We start from the raw sequence: 20,974 nt of genomic DNA, 5'->3' as shown, positions 1-20,974 counted from the left end.
TCAGGCGCCGTCGAGCGTGCGGCGAACCTTGTCCAGCAACTCGCGGATCTGGAACGGTTTGACCAGCATCTCCATGCCGGCCCCGAGGAACACCTGGCGGTTGATCGCGGTTTCCGCGTAACCGGTCATGAACAGGATCGGCAGCGCTTCACGCCAGCCCCGGGCAACGTCCGCCAGTTCACGGCCGGTCATGCGTGGCAGACCCACATCGGTCAGCAGCAGGTCGATCGACGAGTCGTTTTGCAAGCGCTCCAGCGCGGTTTCGATATCGGCCGCCTGGGTGCAGCGGTAACCAGCGTCCTCCAGCACTTCGGTGACGAACAGGCGCACCGCCGGCATGTCTTCGACGATCAACACATGTTCGCCCGAGCCTTGCGGATCGATGGTCACCGGGGCCACATCGACAGCGGTCGGATCACTGGTGGCCGGCAGCATGATCGTCACTTCGGTGCCGCGTCGCGCCACGCTGCGGATGTGCGCATCGCCACCGGATTGACGAGCGAAACCGTAGATCGTCGACAGCCCCAACCCGGTGCCCTGGCCCAGCGGTTTGGTGGTGAAAAACGGCTCGAACACCTTATCGATGACGCTGTGCTCGATGCCGGTACCGTCATCGCGCACCGATAGCGCCACATAGGAACCATCGGCGAGGTTCGGGTCGCCGTGGGAATACGCCGCGTAAGTGCTGACCCAGATATTGCCGCCCCGTGGCAATGCGTCCCGGGCGTTGATCACCAGGTTGAGCACTGCGCTTTCGAGCTGGATCGGATCGACCAGCGCGATGGCAGGTTTGGTGGTCATTTCCAGTTTGAGGGCGATGCGTTCGCCGATGGTGCGCACCAGCAACTCTTCCAGCGAGCGGACGTGCTTGTTGATGTCCACCGGACGGGTGTCGAGCGGTTGCTGGCGGGCAAAAGCCAGCAGGCGATGGGTGAGCGAGGCCGCGCTCATCGCCGAACTCAGGGCCGCTTCGGCATAGAACTGGACCTTGTCCGGGCGCGCATCGGCGACGCGTTTCTGGATCAGTTCGAGGCTGGTGATGATCCCGGTCAGGAGGTTGTTGAAGTCGTGGGCGATGCCGCCGGTGAGTTTGCCCAGCGCATCCATTTTCTGTACTTGCAGCAGTTGCGATTCGGCACGCACCCGGTCGGCGACTTCCTTGGCCAGTTGCGTGGTGGTGTCGTCCAGCCGCGCCAGGTGCGAGCGTTCGCGATGGCGGTGTTCGGTGACGTCTTCGACGAACACCAGGCTCAGTTTCGGGGTGCGGTAGGGGGAAATCTGCCACTCGGTTTCGCGGATCTCGCCCTGCACGCGCATGTTCAGCGTGCCTTTCCAGCGTTCGCCATCCACCAGCCGCAGGCGCAGTTCGTCGAGGATCGCGCTCTGATCCTCGGCGAAGCATTCGCTGAGGGTCTGCGGGTCGCGGTTGTCCTGGATCAGTTGGGAGAAAGCGTGGTTGCACTCGTGGACTTTCAGGTCGGCATCCAGCACCGCGATGGGCGCGGAGATGTTGACGAAGATCTCGCGGAAACGCGCCTCGCTTTCGCGCAACGCGTTCTCCGTGTCGCGCACCCGAAGCAGGGTGCGCAATGTTGCCAGCAGCACATCGGGATCGACCGGGTGAATCAGATACGCATCGGCACCGGCATCGAGACCGGTGATGATGTCGCCGGTCTGGATCGACGCGGCCGACACGTGGATCACCGGGAGCAGCGCGGTGCGGGCGTCGGCGCGCAGTTCGCGGACAATATCGAAGCCGCTCATGTCCGGCAGGTTGACGTCGAGAATCAACGCGTCGAGCTTTTCACTGGCGATCAACGCCAGGCCTTCGCCACCGGTGCCGGCCTCTGACACCTCATAGCCGTGGCGTTCCAGCCGCCGGCGCAAGGCGTAACGGGTGGCGACGTTGTCGTCGACAATCAACAGACGGATGTCATGTTTCATCGACGCTCTCCTGGGCGATCGCCAACGGGATGATCACGAAAAAGCACGAACCCACGCTCGGGGTACTCTGGACGCCGACCTCGCCACCGAGCAGTTCGGCGAAGCGTTTGCACAGGGACAATCCGAGCCCGGTGCCGCGCAGGCGTTTTTGCAGCGGCGAGTCGACCTGAGAAAAGTCTTCAAACAAGGTGCCGTGCAGCTCCGAAGCGATACCGATACCGGTGTCGCTGACGGCGAACCGTACCTTGTCCTCACCCTCAAGGCGTGCCGAGATCCTTACTTCACCACGGGTGGTGAATTTCAGCGAGTTGGAAATGAAGTTGCGCAGGATCTGCGCCAGCTTCTTGTCATCGGTGTAGAGACGCGGCAGGCCCACTGGCTCTTCGAAAATGAGGTCTACGGCAGTGGCGTCGACAATCGGACGGAACATTCCGCGCAACGCCGCGAACAGGTCGAACATGTCGAACCACGCAGGCGAAATGCTGATGCGTCCGGCCTCGATCTTCGCTAGGTCGAGCAGGTCGTCGACCATGTCGCTGAGTTCCCGGGCGGCGCTGCTGACGAAAGCCACCTGTTTGTGCTGCTCGGGGCTGAGCGGGCCGTCGAGTTCGTCGGCCAGCAGGCTGTTGATGCTCAGGATCGAGCCCAGCGGCGTGCGGAACTCGTGGCTCATGTACGACAGGAACCGGCTCTTCAGATCGGACGCCTGGCGCAGTTGTTCGGCCTGGGTGTCGAGTTCGGCGTACAGGGCCAGCACGCCCTGATTGGTTTCGTCGAGCTCTTCGCGCAACGCAGCGGTTTCGCTCTGCAACTGGGCGATCAACGCAGCCTGTTCGGCATTGCTCAGTGTCGGGGACTCAGCCATGGGCGGCCTCCAGGGCAACGACCAGCACCGTTACATCGTCGCGCCCGCGACAGAAATCGCGGTGCAGGACGGTGGCTATCACGGCGGGATGGCGATGCACCAGACCGGGGTAGTCTTGTAGATTCCAACGGGACTGCAAGCCATCGCTGTACATGATCAATAGATGTCCGTTCACGTGAGCATAGTCAAAGGGCTGGGCTTTTCGGTATTGGCCGCCGACGATCCCCGGGTGCGAGGCCAGTCCGCGCGACTTGTCGGAGGCGATCAGGCTGGCACCGATGTTACCGACGCCGGTGAACGACAGACTGGCACGCCCTGCGTGAAACTGCGCGAATGCCACTGCGCCACCCCGGCTCCCGATCATCTCGCGGTGCATGTCTTCCATCAGCAGCGTCGGCGCACCGAACGGGCTCAGGGCAAAGGCTTTCTCACCTGCACGGGCCGCACGCTCGGCGTCCTCGCCATGGCCCAGACCGTCGACGATCAAGGCACTGATGTCACGGCCATGAATCGCCAGATGCCAGACGTCGCCGCAGGCCGGATCGTTGTGCAGCGAGTGTTGGCTGACACCATACGGCATATCCAACTGCCGGTCGCTGCGCGGGTATAAACGAGCCAGCAGCACGGCGCCGCGATGGTCGGCATATACGTCGAAGACATCCGCCTGTCGAGCCACTGCACCGAGACCGATGCCCTGAGTACCACCGGTGGAAAAGCCGTCCGCCAGACACGCGTCCAGATCAAACCCCTGGGCACGGTCGACCGCAATCATCTCGATGCCGTCGTCACCCTGACGGGGCAACAGGCGCAGGTGCAATTCCCCGCGCCCGGCATGCTTGAGCACATTGCTCGCCAGCTCCGTGGCCACCAGCGCGACGCGGCCGGCATCGCTTTCGCCAAAACCGTGTTGCTCGGCCAGACGTTGCGCCGTACGCCGGGCATGGCCGATCTGGCTGCTGTCCTCGATCACCAACACCTGGGTCAATGTCCCGCTGATGTTCATGTCCATCGGGTGATCGTTATGCGAGTGCCTTTGCCGGGCTCGGTGTCCAGTTCAAATTCGTCCACGAGACGCTTTGCCCCGGTCAGGCCCAGGCCCAGACCGCTGCCGGAGGTCCAGCCGTCGGTCATCGCCAGTTTGATGTCGGGAATGCCCGGGCCTTCATCGCGAAAGGTCAGGCGCAGGCCGACCTTGTGGTTGTCGTCGAGGATCTGCCAGTCCATGTCTCCGCCACCGCCATACACCATGGTGTTGCGCGCCAGCTCGCTGACGGCGGTCACCAGTTTGGTCAGGTCGATCAGGCGCATGCCGCATTCGGTGGCCAGCTTGCGCGCCTGTTGCCGGGCCAGCACCACGTCCTGCTCGATGTTGATCGGTTGGGTACCGCTGCTGCGCACGGTCATTGCTGGCGTACTCGTTCCTGCAGCAGTTTCATGCCGCGCTCGACGTTCAGCGCGGTACTGACGCCTGGCAGGTACAGACCGAGCTCGACCAGGGTAATGGCGACCGCCGGCTGCATGCCGACGAGCATGGTTTCGGCGTCCATGATTTTCGACAGGCCGGAAATGGTGCCGATCATCCGGCCAATGAACGAATCGACCATGTCCAGCGCCGAGATGTCGATCAGCACCCCGCGCGCGGAGGTCTTGCTGATGCGTTCGGACAGGTCGTCCTGCAGGGTGAGGGCGAGCTGGTCGTGCATGTCGACCTGGATGGTCACCAGCAGGAAGTCACCCATCTGAAGAATCGGGATACGTTCCATTGTTCAGACCGTCTTGGTGAGGGTGATGCCCAGACGGGTCAGCGCCAGTTTCAACGCATCAGCCAGATTGGCTTTGGTGACCACGCCTTGCAGGTCGAGGCCCAGGTGCACGATGGTCTGGGCAATCTGCGGTCGCACGCCGCTGATGATGCAATCGGCGCCCATCAGGCGGATCGCGGTCACGGTCTTGAGCAGGTGTTGGGCGACCAGCGTGTCGACGGTCGGCACGCCGGTGATGTCGATGATGGCGATTTCCGAGCCGGTGTCGACGATGCGTTGCAGCAGCGATTCCATTACCACTTGGGTGCGCTGTGAATCGAGGGTGCCGATCATCGGCAGTGCGAGCACGCCATCCCACAGCTTGACCACCGGGGTCGACAGTTCCAGCAGTTCTTCCTGCTGGCGCTTGATCACCGCTTCACGGGATTTTTGGAAGGTACGGATGGTGTACAGACCGAAGGCATCGAACAATTCGGAAATTTCCCAAAGCTGTTCGGCGAGCAGGGCGGGCTGATCCTGATAATGGTTTTGCAGCAGGGCGAACAGCGGGCCCTTGAGCGAGAAAATGAAGCTGGCGGTCTGCTGGGAATCCTGACCGAGCTGGGCACGACTGTGGGAGAGTTTTTCGAGGAAGTGGCGCATGCCTTCCCAGCCCGGCGCGGTGATGTTGGTGCCGCTGTCGTTTTCCAGGCCGCTGACCACCAGTTGCAGGAATTCGCCGGTCTGTTGCTGTATGTCGTGTTCTTTGAGGTTGCGCGTAGCGCCGGTGGTTTGAAGCCCGTTGATCCATTCGCCCAGCAGTTGAACCTGATTGTTTTTAATCGCATTAAGTGTGCTGTTCTGCAGTGCTGCCATGTGCCTGTTGCTCCATTGCGAATAGGGGGCCGGTTCTTCGGGAAATGACCGGCGCGAAGTGAATGACCTTGGCCGTTCGAAATAGTTGTTCGTTCCCCCGAGGATATTTTTGATCTGCCGCAAGGAACGCACCGGTAACTCTAGTCGGCGCGGCCAGGAATGCTGATCTTTTGCCAGCAACAAAGCCCAACGCAAAGAGGCCGCGTCCAATGGAGGCGGCCTCTTTGTATACCTGGCGATTACTTGCTGGGGTGTTTGGCCTGCAGCTCTTTGGCGTGGGCCAGGTGTTTCTCCAGCGCCGGCAGCATTTTCTGCGCAAAGGCTTTGAGTTCGGTGGCGCCTTTGACTTTGTCGTCGGTCACGGTGTTGGCTTGTTTCTTGAACAGCTCGATGGTTTCTTCGTGAGCCTTCACCTGATTGTTGGCATAGGCGGCGTCGAACGACTCATCACGGACTTCGAGTATTTTTTCCTTGGCCTGTTTGACCAGAGTCGTGGTGTCCGGCACTTCGATGTCGTTGGCCTTGGCAATCGTCGCCAGTTCATCGTTGGCCTTGCCGTGGTCGGTGATCATCATGTTGGCAAACGCTTTGATGTCGGCAGATTGGCTCTTTTCCAGTGCCAGACGGCTGGTTTCGATTTCGGCGATGCCGCCGGCCGCTGCGTTATCGACGAAATCGTTGTCGGTGGCGGCAAAGGCCGAGCCCATGCCGGTGCTCAGGGCGACAGCCAGAAAAAGGTGACGCAGTTTGAATCCGTCCATTGGTGCTTCTCCACGCAGGTTTTTGTGAGCGTTATTCAATGGAGGGAGTTCGCCGACCAAAGGTTTTATCGCATTTGCGAAAGGGCGACGAACGGACACCGCTGGTCTGACAGGTGGTCGACAGAAGTGGCCAACCGAGGCCATTCTGATACCTGGCCAGCGCAATCGGTCGCGTTGGCTGCCGATCAACTGACGGAGGTGTTCCATGCCGGTGACCCATGATCTGTTACAGGACTTGAAACTTACAAAGGAAGAGATCCAGCAACGACGCACCGCGGATCCACATCTGGATGCACTGATCAACAGGTATTCCCAGGCGGACGCCGAAGTCGTCAAGGCCGAGACGGCGACCTCGGATGCGCCGAGCGACGACACCCTGAAGAAACTGAAAGAGAAACGCCTGCAGGTCAAAGACAAGATCGTCGAGCAGTTGCAGGCTCGATCCTGACCGTCAGTCGCACCACCGGCCTGCGGTGGTGAATTGACTGGAACGACAGCCCCGACCGGCACCTCGAATGTTCAGAGTCTTCACATTGCGACTCTCAACGAGGTGCCTTATGAAAGATCCAAAATTCCCCAGTGAAGAACAGGGTGCATTCGACCCGGTTCCCACCCATCCCGAGCCCAATAGTCCGGCGCATACCGTCCGTAATCCTGAAGAGGAACGCAAGAGCGAGGAAGTGCCGGAGGATGAAGACCCGGAAACCTTCGATAGATCCAGTAACTGACAATCCGCTATCGCCAGCAGGCTGGCTCCCACATTTGGAATGCAATCTCTTTGTGGGAGCCAGCCTGCTGGCGATAGGGCCAGTCGACTCAATACAAAGTCCAGGGCCTCACTTCAAGGCGGCGTCCAACGGCATCCGCGCCATGTGCGTCGCCTTCAGCGAGCCGAAATACAACCAGTCGCCATACTCGCGCACCGTGGTGATCGGCGAGTAATTGCCGGCGCTGGCATCCTGCAGATTGGCGATCACCTTGCCCTCCAGATCCAGCCCCAGCACGAACCCGCGCTTTTCCACCGGTTTGGGCAGCACGGTCATCGCCCGCACCAGCATCTTGCGCACGAAAGGGTGGGCGGCGGTGCGGTCGAGCAACGGATTGCGAGGCGTGTACAACGCCACCCAGAAACGATCCCGACCATTAAACGCCAGGTTGTCCGGCAGCCCCGGCAGGTTGTCGATGAACAGATCGTGGGTGCCGGCCTTGGGCCCGGTCAGCCAATAACGGCTGATGCGGTAGGCGCCGGTTTCGTTGACCAGCACATAGGCGTCTTCCGGGCCGAGGGTCACGCCATTGGCGAACTCCAGCCTGTCCAGCAATACGCTGGTTTTTCCGGTCTGGAAGTCGTAACGCAGCAGGCGCCCGTCGCCGCCATGCTCGATGATCGCTTCGCCATCGTGGCCGTAACCCCAGCGACTGGAGGCATCGCTGAAGTAGGCGTAATGCCCGGACTTGTCGATGGCCACGTCATCGGTAAACCCGAACGGCAGGCCATTGGCTTCGGTGGTCAGCGCCACCAGTTGCCCCTGTGCATCAAGGGACAGCAAACCCTTGACCCCGTCGGCGATCACCAGCAAACCGTTGGGATGCCGCGCCAGCCCCAGCGGCCGGCCGCCCGTATCGGCCAGCACCTTGCGCTGCTGGCCATCGAGACTGGTGCGCAGAAGGCGTCCGTCGTGCAGTCCGGTGATCAGAAAGTCGTTTTCCAGCAGCAGCGCTTCCGGGCCTTCGATGTTACTCGGGCCGACTTGCGCCGCGCCCTTGAGCCGCTGATTGTCAGCGTACTGGCCCTCGGTCAGCGAGGGCGCCGGTTGCGGCGTCCAGGCCACGGGCTCGACCCTGGTCGGCATCAACAGCAAAAAGCCCAGAACCCCGACAACCAGCAGCAACACCAGATAACGCCATCTCACACGTGGGCTCCCGCGAGTGCGAGATGCCGGGTGGCCATGTCGCGCAGGGCCAGCATCGACGTTGCCGACTCGCGTTCGATGCGCCGCTTGAGCAGCAGATGGTTGGCGATGCGCAGGCCGATCCCTTCGAACTGGTAATCGAGGGTGCGCACGAACCGCGTGGCAGCGTCGTGCGCCGAGCATTCATAGGTCAGCCGCAACGACAGCCCCTGATCACCCTGGGCCCGGGCGCACCAGCGTCGGCCGGGCAGGTACTCGGTGACCTCCCAGCGCAAATGCCCCTCGCGACCGCCGGCATGGATGTCCTCGTCGAATCGTGCGCCGGCATGCAACGCACCGCTCGGGCCGTCGATTTTCAGCGAAGACGGGTGCCACTCCGGCCAGCGACTGACGGTGGCGGCGTAGGCGAGGACGGCAATCGGATCACCGGCGATATCGACTGTGTGCTGCATGCGGGTCATGGGCGTTCTCGAATCGGTCAGAGGGGCGGTTTCCGGCTCCCGGTAGAGGGTGCCGAACAGGTAGTCCATCAGCGGAAAAACGATATTGAAATTGCGTTCCTGCATGTGCTCGCGACGGTGATGCAGCTCGTGCAGACGGCGCATCTGGCGGATCCACGGCAGGCGGGTCAGCGGGTTCTGCGGCGGCAGATGCTCGCAGGCGTGAAACACTTCATAGGTCAGGTAACCGAACACCATGCAGCCACCGAACAGCCCGGCGACGTTGCTGTTGACCTGCGCGAACAGCCACCACAGGGGCAGGGTGATCGCCAGCGTGTGCAGCACGATCAGCCAGGCCGGGAACAGGATCACCCGCCAGTCGCGGGCGCCGTCGTAGGTCATGTGGCCGGGGGTGAAAAAGCTGTGATGATCGCCGGCATGCCGGGCGTAGAACATCCGGGCGAAGCGCTTTTTGTGGTGGCCGAGGTGGCGGTGCACCATGTACACGCCGAAATTGAAGAACAGCAAGGTCAGCGGCACGGTCAGCCATTCCAGCGACCGCATCTGGTGCACGCTGCTCCAGAACGCGCCGATGGCCAGCACACCGAACAGCAGCACGAACGCGCCATGCAGCCACGGGTTGTAGCGGGGATGGATCGCCGCCCGGTAGCGGCTGCGAAATGCCTCGGTGGTCTGCCTCACTGCGCTCACCCGCGGATATTGTCGTTATCCCGGCAGCGTAGCCGATCCGGCCGTTTGTGCAGTGCCAACCTTCAGGTCACAAGTGCCATGCTCCGGTGCATAGCGGCCGTCAGCTCAACGGGTTCCAGCGCTGCGACCAGTCGTCATCGGCCCTGATCACCTCGCGCAGCAGGTCGAACGCCTGTTGCAGGATCGCCGAGTCACGGTCGCGGGAGTAGACGAGGTAGGTCGGATAACCGAATTCCGGGGCTTTGGTCACCGGCTCCAGCGCGCCGCTTTCCAGATAAGTGCGCACGACCCGGGTCCGGAAATAGCCGCTGCCGCCGTTCTCGAGAATGTATTGCAGGGCCAGCGGGCCGAGGTTGAAGCTCAGGGCAGCCTTGGCTTTTTCCGGCAGGGCGGCGTCGTGCTGGCGGCGGAAGTCCGGGCCCCAGTCGATGTACACGTAAGGGGCCGGGCGGCCGGGCGTGGTCACCAGAATCAGTTTCTCTTCCAGCACCTGCTCGACCTGCAGCCCCGGCCAGTATTCCGGCTGATAGACCAGCGCCGCATCGAGCACCCCCAGTTCGAGCTGGCGCAGCAGGTTTTCGCCGTCGCGAATGTCCATGCGCAGGGCGTGACCGGGGATTTTCTCGCGCAATTCGGCGGCCCAACTGAGCATCAACGGGTTGCACAGGCTGACCTCGCCACCGATGTGCAGCACGTTGTGATAGCCCTCGGGCAAGGGCAGGTCGCGGCGTGCGGCTTCCCAGGTCTGCACCAGCTGATTGGCGTAGACCACGAAGGCCTCGCCGTTGGCGGTCAGCCGCGCACCGGCACGATTGCGCACGAACAACGTGCTGCCCAACTGGCTTTCGAGTTTCTGGACCCGGGCGGTGATTGCCGTTTGCGTGACGAACAGTTTCTCCGCCGCCGCGGCAAGGCTGCCGTGGCGGACGATTTCCAGAAAGGTGCGGGCGAGGTCAATGTCCATGGGCGGGCCGGTGGTTGAAGTGCGCGCATTGTACGGGCAGCCCCGGGACCGCGTCATTGTTCAGTCAGCCATTTCGACTTCTCGCACCCGAGCCCAATCCTCCACCAACCGCGCCGGTGTGCAGCAGGTCTTGCGCTTGTAGACGAAGTTGCGGCACTTCTCGGCAAACTGATTGCGGTTGTACAGCATGTCTTCCTGCATCTCCTTCAACTCAGCCTCGCGACACTGACGGATCAACACATGATCGACCCGCAGCTTGCGTTCGCGCACCGGCGCATAAGTCGGATCGCTCAGCACGCTGTTGGCCCGTTGCAGCAGCCACAGCGAGAACTCGTCCGGGCAGTGCGGGCCGATTTCCTGAACCATGCCCAGTTGCAGCGCCTGAGCCGCGCTGACCGGCAGACAGGCCTGGGTCAGTTGTTCTGCCATGGCCGGGCCGACGGCGCGGGGCAGGCTGTAGGTCCAGTATTCCGAGCCATACAGGCCCATGCTCTTGTAATGCGGGTTAAGCACGATGTCGGCGCGGGCAAACACGATATCGGCGGCCAGTGCGAGCATCACACCGCCTGCGCCGGCATTGCCGGTAACCCCGCTGACCACCAGTTGCCGTGCGCTGAGCAATTCTTCGCACACATCATCGATGGCCTGGATGTTGGCCCAGGCTTCGGCACCCGGATCTTCGGCGGCCTGGATCACGTTCAGATGCACGCCATTGGAAAAACTGCCGCGTCCACCCTTGATCAGCAGCACCTGAGTGTCGCGGGACTTGGCCCAGCGCAGCGCTTCCACCATGCGCCGGCATTGCTCGGTGCTCATGGCGCCGTTGTAGAACTCCAGTGTCAGTTCGCCGACCTGACCGGACTCGCGATAACGGATCGGTTGATACGGCTCGTCGCTGAACGGCGCGTTGGCAATCGACCAGTCCAGCACCGGCACGCCAGACAACTGACCGGCCAGCACATGCCGGGCCGGACGCTTGAAGGTTTCCTCGCCCGGTTGCGGTTTGCGCCGCAGCGAGCCGATCCACAAGCTGTGATCACCGGTCGCCACCAGCACTGCGTCGTCGTGCACCGCGAGAATTTCACCGGGCATGCCGGTGCGCTGATCGAGGTGTGCGTCGTACACGTAATACTGCCCGCCAGCGAGGCTGGCGAGTACGCCGGGCTGGCCGTCCGCCGCGTCGATGCAGCGCTTGATGAAGCGCGAGCAGTCGTGCCAGCTGAAGGTGCGATCGTCCTGTTTCATGTTCGGCTGCAAGCGTCCACGAACCTTGGGATCGTTGTAGTCCAGCGCCACCGGCACGAAGCCGTCGATGAATTTTTCCACCACCTCACGGATGCAACGGATCGCCGCGTCGCTGACTCGCCCGTTGTACAGCTCGGATTTGCGCAGGCCGGTCGGCAGGTTGAATTCGCAGGTGGCCCAGACCGGGCCGGCGTCCATTTCTTCCACCGCTTGCAGGGCGGTCACGCCCCAGGACGGCAGCTCGCGCATGATCGCCCAATCCAGTGCGCTGGCGCCGCGATCGCCGACGATGCCCGGGTGAATGATGACTACCGGACGCTGCGGGATGCTCCACAGCGCGTGGGGAACGCGGTCCTTGAGGAAAGGGCAGATCACCAGGTCAGCGCCGCTGTTTTCGATCTGTTCGCACACGGCGGCTTCATCGGTGAACAGCACCACACTGGGTGAGTGCCCGGCCTGGCGCAGTTCCAGCCACGCGCGCTGGGTCAAGCCGTTGAACGCCGACGACAGAAGAATGATGTTGAGTGATCGCATGATTGCTCTTCCTTGAAAGGTCAGCCGCAGGCTCCCGGTGAGCCGTCCGTGGCTATCGATGGAGGCGCAAGGTTAGAGACTGGCGTGGCCGGCGCCACTGATCGAGATCAACGTTGTGTCAGCCAATGCTGCCGCGGCGACGACGTGCCTTATTCTCGAATGTTTGATGATCCTGATTTTTTATTACTTCAAATGTATCCGGCGCTATTGCACAGTCGCACCCTTGATCACCGCCGGAAGATCCCGGCGTATCCATGGATTTTCGCAGCGGGTGGAGCCCGTTTTCAGGGAGTAAGGCATGGGGAGTCACAACCCGCATTACCAGGTCATCGGGCAAATGTTCCAAAAGGACTACCGATGGTTGTGCGCGGCGGTCAGTCGTACCCTCGGCTGCCCGCACAGCGCACAGGACATTGCTTCGGAAACTTTTCTTCGGGTTTTGGCACTGCCCGATCCGCTGGCGATTCGCGAACCCCGCGCGCTGTTGACCACGATTGCGCGGCGGCTGGTCTATGAAGGCTGGCGCCGGCAGGATCTGGAGCGCGCTTATCTGCAAAGCCTTGCCTTGGCGCCGGAACCGGTGCACCCGTCGCCCGAGGAACGGGAATTGGTGATCGAAACGCTGCTGGCGGTGGATCGCTTGCTCAACGGCCTGTCGGCCAAGGCCAAGGCTGCATTTCTCTATCACCAGCTCGATGGCCTGACCTACAGCGAAATCGGCGAACGCCTCGGCGTGTCCACCAGCCGTGTGCAGCAATACATGGTCGAGGCATTCAAACGTTGCTATCAGGCGATGCAGGCATGAGGCCGGACGACACGCTGATCGACGAAGCCGCGCAATGGATGGCGCTGCTGCAATCGGGGCACGTCAGCTTGCAGGAGCGCGCGGCCTTCGACGCCTGGCGCACGGCGGATCCACGGCATCAGCAAATCATTGAGCAAATGGGTGGCGGGTTGAGCCTGCTGCGCCATGCGAACCTGCGCGGCTTGCCGCGTGAAAGTCTCCTGCACAGCCTGAATGCGCCGTCCAGTCGCCGTCGATTCCTCAGCGGCAGTTTGAGTGTGCTCGGGATCGCGGTGCTGGCGGGGCTGCTCGGGCGACGCTATGGCTGGCTGCCGGAGGCCGGCGAGTTGTCGACCGGTACCGGCGAGCGTCGGGCGTTCACGCTGGAGGATGGCAGCGCCCTGACCCTCAATGCCCGCAGCCGCGTGGTGCCGCGCTTCAACAATCTTGAGCGTCTGCTGGACTTGCGCAGCGGTGAACTGCTGATCGATGTGGCGAAAAATCTGGCCCGGCCGTTTGTGGTCGAAACCGAGCATGGGCGGATGCGCGCGCTCGGGACCAAATTCCTGGTGCAGCGCGGTGAGGATTCGACGCGGCTGGTGATGTTGCATTCGCAAGTCGAAGTGGCCACTGCCAGCGGCGCGCTGCAAGTGGTGGAGGCGGGTGAAAGTCTGCTGTTCAACGCTCAGGAAATCCTCGCGCTGGAACGCAGCAAAGGGCAGGAAAGTGCCTGGGTCCAAGGGCGGCTTGAAGTGCGCGATCGCCCCTTGAGCGAAGTCATCGACAGCCTGCGCAGCTACCGTCGCGGCATCCTGCACCTGAGTCCCGAGGTCGCCGGTTTGCGCCTCAGCGGTCTCTATCCGCTGGACGACAGCGACCGGACCCTGCAACTGCTGGAGCGTTCGCTGCCGATCCGTGTCACCTGGTACAACCCGTACTGGGTGAGCATTGAAGCACGGTTATAAATCCATAACTTCCCGGTCTATCCGCGACCCTATAAAAAGCGCCGGCCCGCTGCTCATTCCCTGCAGACGCCTTCAACAGGGAAGCCCCTCGATGTTCTCATTCAAACAACAACAATTGTCCCGCCTGACGCTGGCCATCGTGCTGGCGACGGGCATGGTTCCGGTCGCCGTTCAAGCACAAGACGCCGCCACTCAGGTGTTTACTTTCGACATTGCCGCAGGGGCTCTCGACGAGGTGCTGCTGGACATCTCGCGCCAGACCGGCGTGCCGATTTCCTTCAGTCAGAATCTGGTACAGGGCAAGCGCAGCAGTGCGGTGCGCGGCGCATTGGGTGGCCGTCAGGCGGTGGAGAAGGCCTTGCTCGGCAGCGGCCTGCAAGTCGAGCAGGGCAGCCAGGGCCTGAGCATTCGCCCGGCCGATGCGCCGAGCGCCGCACCGGTCAAGGCCGCTGCCGTGGCACCCGCCAGCAGCGCCGATTACCGCATGGAAAAAGTCACCGTCACTGGCTCGCGGATCGCCCGCGCGCAGAGCGATGGTGCGACCCCGGTCAACGTCATCACCCACGAAGAAATGGAAGCGCGCGGCTACAAGAACGTCTACGACGCCCTCGCCACGCAAACGCAAAACACCGGCATGACCCAGGGCGAAGACTACGGCAACACCTGGCAACCGGCGGCCAGCGCCCTCAACCTGCGCGGCCTCGGCCCGAATCACACGCTGGTGCTGATCAACGGTCGACGGGTCGCCGATTACCCGACGCCGTACGACGGCAAGGTCAACTTCACCAACCTGGCGAACATTCCGTCGGCGATCATCGAGCGCATCGAAGTGCTCAGCAGCGGCGCCTCGGCGATCTACGGTTCGGACGCGATTGCCGGGGTGGTGAACATCATCCTCAAGGACAAAATGAATGGCGTCGACGTCAATCTCAAGGGCGGCACCAGCGAGCGCGGCGGCGGTGACAACCAACGCTTGCAGATCAGCGGCGGCGGCAGTTGGGGCGACTTCGACGGGTTGTTCGGGCTCGAACTGACCAACCGCGATCCGATCTGGGCTGATGATCGCGGCTTCATGCAGAGCGGGCCTTTGGCGGATGTCGGCTACCGTCGCGACCTGACCAACAACCGCTATCTGGGGCCAGGTTGCGGCGCCTATCAGGGCACGTTCGACAACAAGCTGTTCAACAGCGGCGGACGTTGCCGCACCGATCAGATCTACAACGATTACTGGACGGTGCAGACGCAAAAGGAAAACTACGACGGCTACACCCGTGGCACCTGGCATTTCAGCGACAGCGGGCAGGTCTTCGCCGATTTGATGTACGGCCTCGATCACATCCAGAACAACACACGCGGCCCGAGCTTCACCTCGCCGGATTTCATCAACCAGAACAGCGGCAATCTGGAGCGTTGGTATCGACGCTTCGGCGAAGAGGAAATCGGTGGGCGCACCAGCAACAACAGCAAGTGGCGCGACACCTCCTGGACCGGCACCCTGGGCCTTTCGGACAAGATCGCCGACACCGGGTGGAACTATGAACTGGCGGCCAACCGGTCCGAGTACAAAAGCGTGCGCACCACCCGTTACACGCCGCTGTCGTCGATCCAGGATTTCTACCTCGGCCCGCAACTGGGCACCCGTGGCGGTTACCCGGTGTTCGCGCCGGATGCCTCGCGCCTCGACCGGCCACTGACGCAGCAGGAATGGGAGCAGTTTCGCGGCAACCTGACGCAGAGCAGCAAGTCGGTTTCCACCAGTTACAACGCGTCGGTCAACGGCGAGTTGTTTGACCTGCCCGCCGGTCCGGTGGGATTCGCCGGGGTGCTGGAGGCGGGCAAACAGGAATATCGCATCGACCCGGATGACCGCCTCAACGACGGCAGTTTCTACGGCGTGACGCCTGCGCAAAGCTCCGGAGGCTCGCGCAAGCGTTATGCGGCCGGTGGCGAGTTCAGCATTCCGGTCACCGACACGGTGCTGGCGACAGCGGCAGGGCGCTGGGACCAATACAAATTCAGCGGCCGCACCGAGCAGCAGAAGACCTACAACCTCGGCCTGGAATGGCGGCCGGTGAACAGCCTTTTGGTGCGCGGCAGCTACGGCACCAGTTTCCGCGCCCCGGACCTGAACTACATCTATCAGTCCGACAGCAACGGTTACTACCCGGCGCAGATCGACTATTACGGTTGCAGCCAGGGCGTGGAGGGCGCCTGTGATCGCGGGCGGGTCGATTACACCCAGAGCGGCACGGCGGATCTGGAATCCGAACGCGGCAAATCCTGGACCTACGGTTTCGTCTGGTCGCCGTCGCGCAATTTCGATTTTTCCACCGATTTCTGGCGGGTGGAGATCGATGACCTGTTGACCACCGTCGACGAAAACCGCCTGTTGCAGCAAGAGAACGAATGCCGCAATGGCACCCAGGACATCAATTCGGCCAACTGCCAGTCGACCCTGGCACGCGTCGATCGCAATCCCGGCAATGCCGCCGTCGATCCCAATCAGTTGCAGCGGGTGCGGGTGAACGCGATCAACGCCGCCAGCGAACGGGTCAGCGGCCTGGACTTCAAGAGCAACATCCGCTGGGGCGCCGGGCAGTACGGCGCGTTCAGTTCGGCGCTGGGTTACACCCTGGTGCTCTCGCATTACTACAAAGAATCGGACGAGGCGCCGACCCAGGACTGGCGCACTTCGCGCACCAACTACGACTGGCGCAGCAAGGTCAACGCGAGCCTGACCTGGGATTACCAGAAAGCTACGGCGACGCTGATGGGGATTCGTTACGGCTCGGTCACCAACGGCGCGGGCGACGGGCGACTGTCGCCGTGGACGGTGTTCAACGCCAGCGCACGGTACAGGCTCAACGACCGGGCGAGTGTCGGGCTGACCGTGAACAATGTGCTCAATCAGGTCAAGCATGACGACTCGGCGGGATGGCCGTATTACCCGACCGGCAACTACGACCCGTACGGGCGCCAGTGGTGGCTGGATGTGAGTTATCACTTCGGCAGTTGAGAACGGAATAATGCCCGGCAGCGTCCTACGGAAGTTGCCGGGCTTTGGACGAAACCGGGGATATTTCCGACGACTTTTTAAGGTTGGCCGTCGGAAGCGGGGCCTATAGCATCGGTCGTGACATGAAGTCACTGACCGGCCTGGAGACTCGGGCCCCTGACATTGGATGGATTATGCGAATCCCACATCTCGAGCACGAAAACTCTACTTATTCCCCTCGTGATTCCTGGCGCCACGATCACGCCAGATGCCCTATGGAGGGTGTTCCGATGCCCCAAGCGAAAGCACCCCGGTTTACGGGGCTGAAGAAGGTCGAGGGGAAGCCTGTTGAGGTGTTGCTGAACGGCCGGATATGGGACAGAGACACCATGCACATTGTTGGTTACGCGCGGGAAGGTTTTGATCTGCGGGACGTTGTGAACATGATTTCAACATCCGAGCTCTACCGGGAAAGCGAGCTTGTGCAGCTCATCACCGGAAAGTCCGTCAGAACCGTGCGGCGCTTGCTGAACAGTGGCGAGCCGACGCGAATGAGCCGACAGCAGAGCATGATCGCTTTTCAGTATGCGCACGCTCTTGAGTCCGCTATCGAGGTGTTCCACGATCAGCCGAGCGCCGAGGAGTGGATGAGCAAGGCGACCAAATGGTTAAACGGTTACAGACCCGTTGCATTGATCGAAAGCTCACTGGGGTATCAATCGGTCATTGCTTATCTGCACCGGATTAAATACGGGGTTTATCAATGAACCCTCTGCCTTGGGACGACCGCTGGTATGCGTGGCGTTTGGACCCTGAGCTTTACCGGTGCACATGGGACAGCGGCATCGGTTCAGAAATGCAGGGCGGTCGATGGAACCGGCCCGGCCGCCGTGTCGTTTATGCTTCGATCGATCCATCTACAGCCATTCTGGAGGTGGCCGCTCACGGGAGTTTCAACGCACTTGATAGAAGTCCCTATGTGCTGACGTGCTTTGAGGTGGTCAGTGAGGCGCTTGTGAAAATCGTGCAACCCGAGGAGCTGCCCAACCCCTACTGGATGAGTCCCGCACAGGCCTCGCCCAACCAGCAGGATTTTGCCGACGCGTTGCTCGCCGAGCACCCGTTTGTACTGATTCCATCGGCAGCCACCCGGCACTCGTGGAATTTGCTGGTGAGCTGCGATTTGGCAGAGGGGCAATTCAGGATGATCTCGCAAGAGCGATTCGGGCTGGATACGCGATTGCTCAAGGACGCGGAACTGGTATGAGAAATCACGCGCGTCTTTTTGCATAACCTCAGCACCCAACGGTCTAAATCGCGCCCTATAAAACCCGGTCTGCCATCGCACATCCCTGCATAAACCAAAACGCAGGGATGGCTGTTCATGATCCATTTTTTACCCGTTAAATCCCCTTTGAGCCTGGCCTTGCTGCTGGTATTCAACACGTTCCCGGCCGTGGCTGCAGACAGCACGGCAATCGAGCCGACCACCCAACTGCAACGGGTCGAAGTCACCGGCACCGCGATCCGCCGGGTCGATGCCGAAACCGCCGTACCGGTCACCATTCTGCGGGTCGAGGAGTTGCAGAAGCAGGGCGTGACTACCACTGAAGAGCTGGTCAACCGCATCTCGGCCAACCAGTCTTCGGTGGGCTCCGGGCGCTCGGTGGGGTCGAGCAGCGGCGGGGCGTCCTATGCCGACCTGCGGGGCATTGGCCCGAACAAAACCCTGGTGCTGCTCAACGGTCGGCGCCTGAGCAACAACGCAACCAATGCGATCAACGGCTCCGGCGTCGACCTCAACACCATTCCGTTCGCCGCCATCGACCGGGTGGAAGTGCTGCGCGACGGCGCTTCGGCGCTGTACGGTACGGATGCCATCGGCGGGGTGATCAACTTCATCACCAAGACCAGCCTCACCGAAGGTCAGATCAGCACGAACTACGACACACCGACCCATTCTGGCGGCGGCGAAAGTCGCAATTTCAGCGGCAGTTGGGGTTTTGGCGATTTACAGGACGATCGCTTCAACGTTTTCGGCGTGGTGAGTTACGACAAGCAGAATCGCCTGGCCGCCGATGATCGTGGCTACACCTATAACTACCAGCCGGGGCGCGGTCTGGATTACACCTCCGGCACGGCATCGCCCGCCAACTGGAGCCAGGGCAGCAATGCCACCAACCCGCTGGCCGGTTCCGGTTGCAATGCGCCGGGGCTGTTGTCACGCAACGGCATCTGCCGCCAGAGCCTGTGGAACTACCTTGATCTGGTGCCGGAAACCGAGAAGACCTCGGCCTTCGCCAAGGCCACCGGCAAGCTGTCGGACGATCACAACGTCAGCCTCGAATACTTCTGGGCGCGCAACGAAAACCGTACCCAGATCGGGCCCGGCACTTTGATGGGCAATCAGGTTAATCCTGGTACGGCGTTCTATCCGGGTAACGGCATCACGCCCGGGCCGAGCGGTTTTGCTTTGGACCCGACGCAACCGGTGGATGTGAACTGGCGTGAGACCGCCGTCGGTGCGCGTCAGCATGAGGACGACAACACCGGTCAGCGTCTGCTGTTGAGCTTCGACGGCACGCTGGTCGGGTGGGATTACAACCTCGGCGCGTCGTACAACCAGAACAAGGTGGTCAACACGATTCGCAGCGGTTATGTGAACGACCGTGCCGTCAGCCAGGGCATCGCCAACGGTGTGATCAACCCGTTCGGCCCGCAGACCGCCGCCGGTTCGGCACTACTGGCAGCCAACGAGGTAGACGGCGATTACGCGACCGCAGTGGGCCGGGTCAAGGCGATTGACGGGCGTGTCAGCCGCGAGATCGGCGACTGGTTCGGTGCAGGGCCTTCGGCACTGGCGCTGGGCGGCGAGTATCGCAAGGAAGATTTTCATCAGGATTTCGCTGCGTTTGCCGGCGACGTGCAGAGCCTGGGTGTTGATCCCAACGGCAGCGTACAAGGGGATCGCAGCGTCTCGGCGCAGTACGCCGAGGTCAACGTGCCGGTGCTCGACAGCCTGGAACTGTCCGCCGCCGTGCGCCACGACAAGTACAGCGACTTCGGCAGCACCACTAACCCGAAATACTCGTTCCGCTTCCAGCCGTTCAAGGAACTGGTGGTGCGCGGCGCCTACAGCGAAGGTTTCCGTGCGCCATCGCTGTACGAGTTGTACAACCCGACGTTTACTTCGTTCACCAACGCCAACTACAACGACCCGCGGCTGTGCGCTGGAGGCAACCCGAGCAACGGCGGCATTGCCAACCGCGACTGCGCCCAGCAGTTCAATCGCACCTCCGGCGGCAACACCGACCTGAGCCCGGAGACCGCGCGCAACGTCACCCTCGGTTTCGTATATCAGCCGTTTGATCGCCTGACCACCGGCCTGGATTTCTGGTGGATCGACATCGCCAACCAGATCGCCGAGTTCCCCGAATCGGCGGTGTTCGAGAATCCGGAGCTGTACCCGGAGCGCCTGATCCGCAAGCCCGACGGTTCCATCGACCACATCGTCACCGGGCTGGCCAACCTCGGCAAGATCAAGACCAACGGCGTCGACGTCAGTTTCGACTATCGCCTGCCGAGCACGCCGTACGGTGATTTCGGCATCGGTCTGCAAGGCACTTACGTGACCCGTTATGACTATCAGCAACAGCTCAAGGGCGATTACATCGACAAGCTCGGCGATTTTCGCGGCGGCGACTTTGCCTCGGCCGGCGCCGTGGCCCGCTGGCGTCACAGCCTGACCGGCAGCTGGAACTACGGCCCGCTCGGCGCAAGCCTGACCAACCGCTACACCAGTGGTTACCACGATTCGGATCGCGAGACTCACGATTACGTCGGTTCGTACAACGTCTGGGACGTGGCCGGCACCTACACCTGGCGCAAGACCCTGGCGGTGACCCTCGGGGTGAAAAACCTGTTCGACCGCGAGCCGCCGTTCAGCAACCAGACCTACACGTTCCAGAGCGGCTACGACCCCAAATACGGCGACCCGTTTGGCCGCACGCTGTACACGCGGGTCAATTACAAGTTCTGAAAATGATCGGTCAGGTCGGGTTTTAGTCACTTATCGTTCTAAACCCCGCCCTATAAAAAATGCCCGCCTGCTGCACATCACAGGTAGGCGGGAGGTGTGGTGACTGCTCTGACCTCTTCGCGAGCACGCTCGCTCCCCCAGGGGATTTGTGTTCACCACAAACCTGTGTGGGAGCGGGCTTGCTCGCGAAGAGGCC

The 20,974-nt window shown here is 61.9% G+C and carries 19 protein-coding genes; 8 read left to right on the top strand and 11 right to left on the bottom strand.

Translation table 11 applies throughout. The features are described from left to right. From CAG25_RS09470 to CAG25_RS09440, 7 genes are all read right to left on the bottom strand, one after another. On the bottom strand, positions 1-1,944 hold the full coding sequence (locus tag CAG25_RS09470) for a response regulator (protein ID WP_064597085.1): 1,944 nt from the start codon (positions 1,942-1,944) through the stop codon (positions 1-3). Continuing rightward, the gene (locus CAG25_RS09465) at positions 1,934-2,809 is read right to left on the bottom strand and encodes a sensor histidine kinase KdpD (protein ID WP_039768858.1); all 876 of its coding nucleotides are present in this window, start codon (positions 2,807-2,809) and stop codon (positions 1,934-1,936) included. Before CAG25_RS09465 ends, CAG25_RS09470 begins: the two co-directional genes overlap by 11 nt. Beyond that, positions 2,802-3,812 (bottom strand): ATP-binding protein, encoded by a 1,011-nt coding sequence (locus CAG25_RS09460; RefSeq protein ID WP_085610684.1) that lies wholly within the window; start codon positions 3,810-3,812, stop codon positions 2,802-2,804. The genes CAG25_RS09465 and CAG25_RS09460 overlap by 8 nt, the downstream gene beginning before the upstream one ends. Continuing rightward, positions 3,809-4,213 carry an anti-sigma regulatory factor gene (locus CAG25_RS09455; RefSeq protein ID WP_039768856.1) on the bottom strand — a complete coding sequence of 135 codons (405 nt, stop codon included), beginning with the start codon at positions 4,211-4,213 and terminating at the stop codon, positions 3,809-3,811. Before CAG25_RS09455 ends, CAG25_RS09460 begins: the two co-directional genes overlap by 4 nt. Then, on the bottom strand, positions 4,210-4,572 hold the full coding sequence (locus CAG25_RS09450; RefSeq protein ID WP_011334518.1) for an STAS domain-containing protein: 363 nt from the start codon (positions 4,570-4,572) through the stop codon (positions 4,210-4,212). Before CAG25_RS09450 ends, CAG25_RS09455 begins: the two co-directional genes overlap by 4 nt. Positions 4,573-4,575: 3 nt before the next feature. Beyond that, positions 4,576-5,427, bottom strand: a complete 852-nt coding sequence (locus CAG25_RS09445; protein ID WP_085610477.1) for an STAS domain-containing protein — start codon at positions 5,425-5,427, stop codon at positions 4,576-4,578. 239 nt (positions 5,428-5,666) lie between these two features. Next, positions 5,667-6,188, bottom strand: coding sequence for a DUF4142 domain-containing protein (locus CAG25_RS09440; protein WP_039768854.1), 522 nt, complete (start codon positions 6,186-6,188; stop codon positions 5,667-5,669). Positions 6,189-6,393: 205 nt separating this feature from the next. Between CAG25_RS09440 and CAG25_RS09435 the strand changes: the two genes are divergently transcribed. After that, positions 6,394-6,636: a YdcH family protein gene (locus tag CAG25_RS09435; protein ID WP_085610476.1), complete on the top strand. Its 243-nt coding sequence runs from the start codon at positions 6,394-6,396 to the stop codon at positions 6,634-6,636. A gap of 109 nt (positions 6,637-6,745) precedes the next feature. Further along, complete coding sequence (locus CAG25_RS28635) at positions 6,746-6,916, top strand: hypothetical protein (protein ID WP_178076150.1); 171 nt, start codon at positions 6,746-6,748, stop codon at positions 6,914-6,916. Positions 6,917-7,024: 108 nt separating this feature from the next. On the opposite strand, the gene CAG25_RS09430 is transcribed toward CAG25_RS28635, so the two are convergent. The 4 genes from CAG25_RS09430 to CAG25_RS09415 form a co-directional block, all read right to left on the bottom strand. Next, on the bottom strand, positions 7,025-8,041 hold the full coding sequence (locus CAG25_RS09430) for an SMP-30/gluconolactonase/LRE family protein (protein WP_371857713.1): 1,017 nt from the start codon (positions 8,039-8,041) through the stop codon (positions 7,025-7,027). A gap of 56 nt (positions 8,042-8,097) precedes the next feature. Then, positions 8,098-9,243, bottom strand: coding sequence for an SRPBCC family protein (locus CAG25_RS09425; RefSeq protein WP_085610474.1), 1,146 nt, complete (start codon positions 9,241-9,243; stop codon positions 8,098-8,100). A 109-nt stretch (positions 9,244-9,352) separates the two neighbouring features. Continuing rightward, the gene (locus CAG25_RS09420; RefSeq protein WP_085610473.1) at positions 9,353-10,216 is read right to left on the bottom strand and encodes a LysR family transcriptional regulator; all 864 of its coding nucleotides are present in this window, start codon (positions 10,214-10,216) and stop codon (positions 9,353-9,355) included. A 60-nt stretch (positions 10,217-10,276) separates the two neighbouring features. Next, positions 10,277-11,995, bottom strand: coding sequence for a hydrogenase maturation protein (locus CAG25_RS09415; protein WP_085610472.1), 1,719 nt, complete (start codon positions 11,993-11,995; stop codon positions 10,277-10,279). 298 nt (positions 11,996-12,293) lie between these two features. Between CAG25_RS09415 and CAG25_RS09410 the strand changes: the two genes are divergently transcribed. The 6 genes from CAG25_RS09410 to CAG25_RS09385 all read left to right on the top strand — a co-directional run bounded on the left by CAG25_RS09410 (position 12,294) and on the right by CAG25_RS09385 (position 20,778). Further along, positions 12,294-12,800, top strand: coding sequence for a sigma-70 family RNA polymerase sigma factor (locus CAG25_RS09410; RefSeq protein WP_011334510.1), 507 nt, complete (start codon positions 12,294-12,296; stop codon positions 12,798-12,800). Then, the gene (locus tag CAG25_RS09405; protein WP_085610471.1) at positions 12,797-13,744 is read left to right on the top strand and encodes a FecR domain-containing protein; all 948 of its coding nucleotides are present in this window, start codon (positions 12,797-12,799) and stop codon (positions 13,742-13,744) included. The genes CAG25_RS09410 and CAG25_RS09405 overlap by 4 nt, the downstream gene beginning before the upstream one ends. 91 nt (positions 13,745-13,835) lie before the next feature. After that, entirely contained in the window at positions 13,836-16,760 is a 2,925-nt protein-coding gene (locus CAG25_RS09400; protein WP_085610470.1) for a TonB-dependent receptor, read from the top strand. A gap of 269 nt (positions 16,761-17,029) precedes the next feature. Further along, a complete protein-coding gene (locus CAG25_RS09395; RefSeq protein ID WP_172829488.1) occupies positions 17,030-17,506 on the top strand; it encodes an antitoxin Xre/MbcA/ParS toxin-binding domain-containing protein in 477 nt (158 codons plus the stop codon). Then, positions 17,503-18,006, top strand: a complete 504-nt coding sequence (locus CAG25_RS09390; protein ID WP_085610469.1) for an RES family NAD+ phosphorylase — start codon at positions 17,503-17,505, stop codon at positions 18,004-18,006. The genes CAG25_RS09395 and CAG25_RS09390 overlap by 4 nt, the downstream gene beginning before the upstream one ends. Before the next feature lie 117 nt (positions 18,007-18,123). Beyond that, the gene (locus tag CAG25_RS09385) at positions 18,124-20,778 is read left to right on the top strand and encodes a TonB-dependent receptor (RefSeq protein WP_085610468.1); all 2,655 of its coding nucleotides are present in this window, start codon (positions 18,124-18,126) and stop codon (positions 20,776-20,778) included. Positions 20,779-20,974 lie beyond the last annotated feature (196 nt).

The organism is Pseudomonas sp. B16(2017), from assembly GCF_002113205.1.
Classification (GTDB): domain Bacteria; phylum Pseudomonadota; class Gammaproteobacteria; order Pseudomonadales; family Pseudomonadaceae; genus Aquipseudomonas; species Aquipseudomonas pharyngis.
This window is presented reverse-complemented; position numbering and strand designations above follow the sequence as displayed.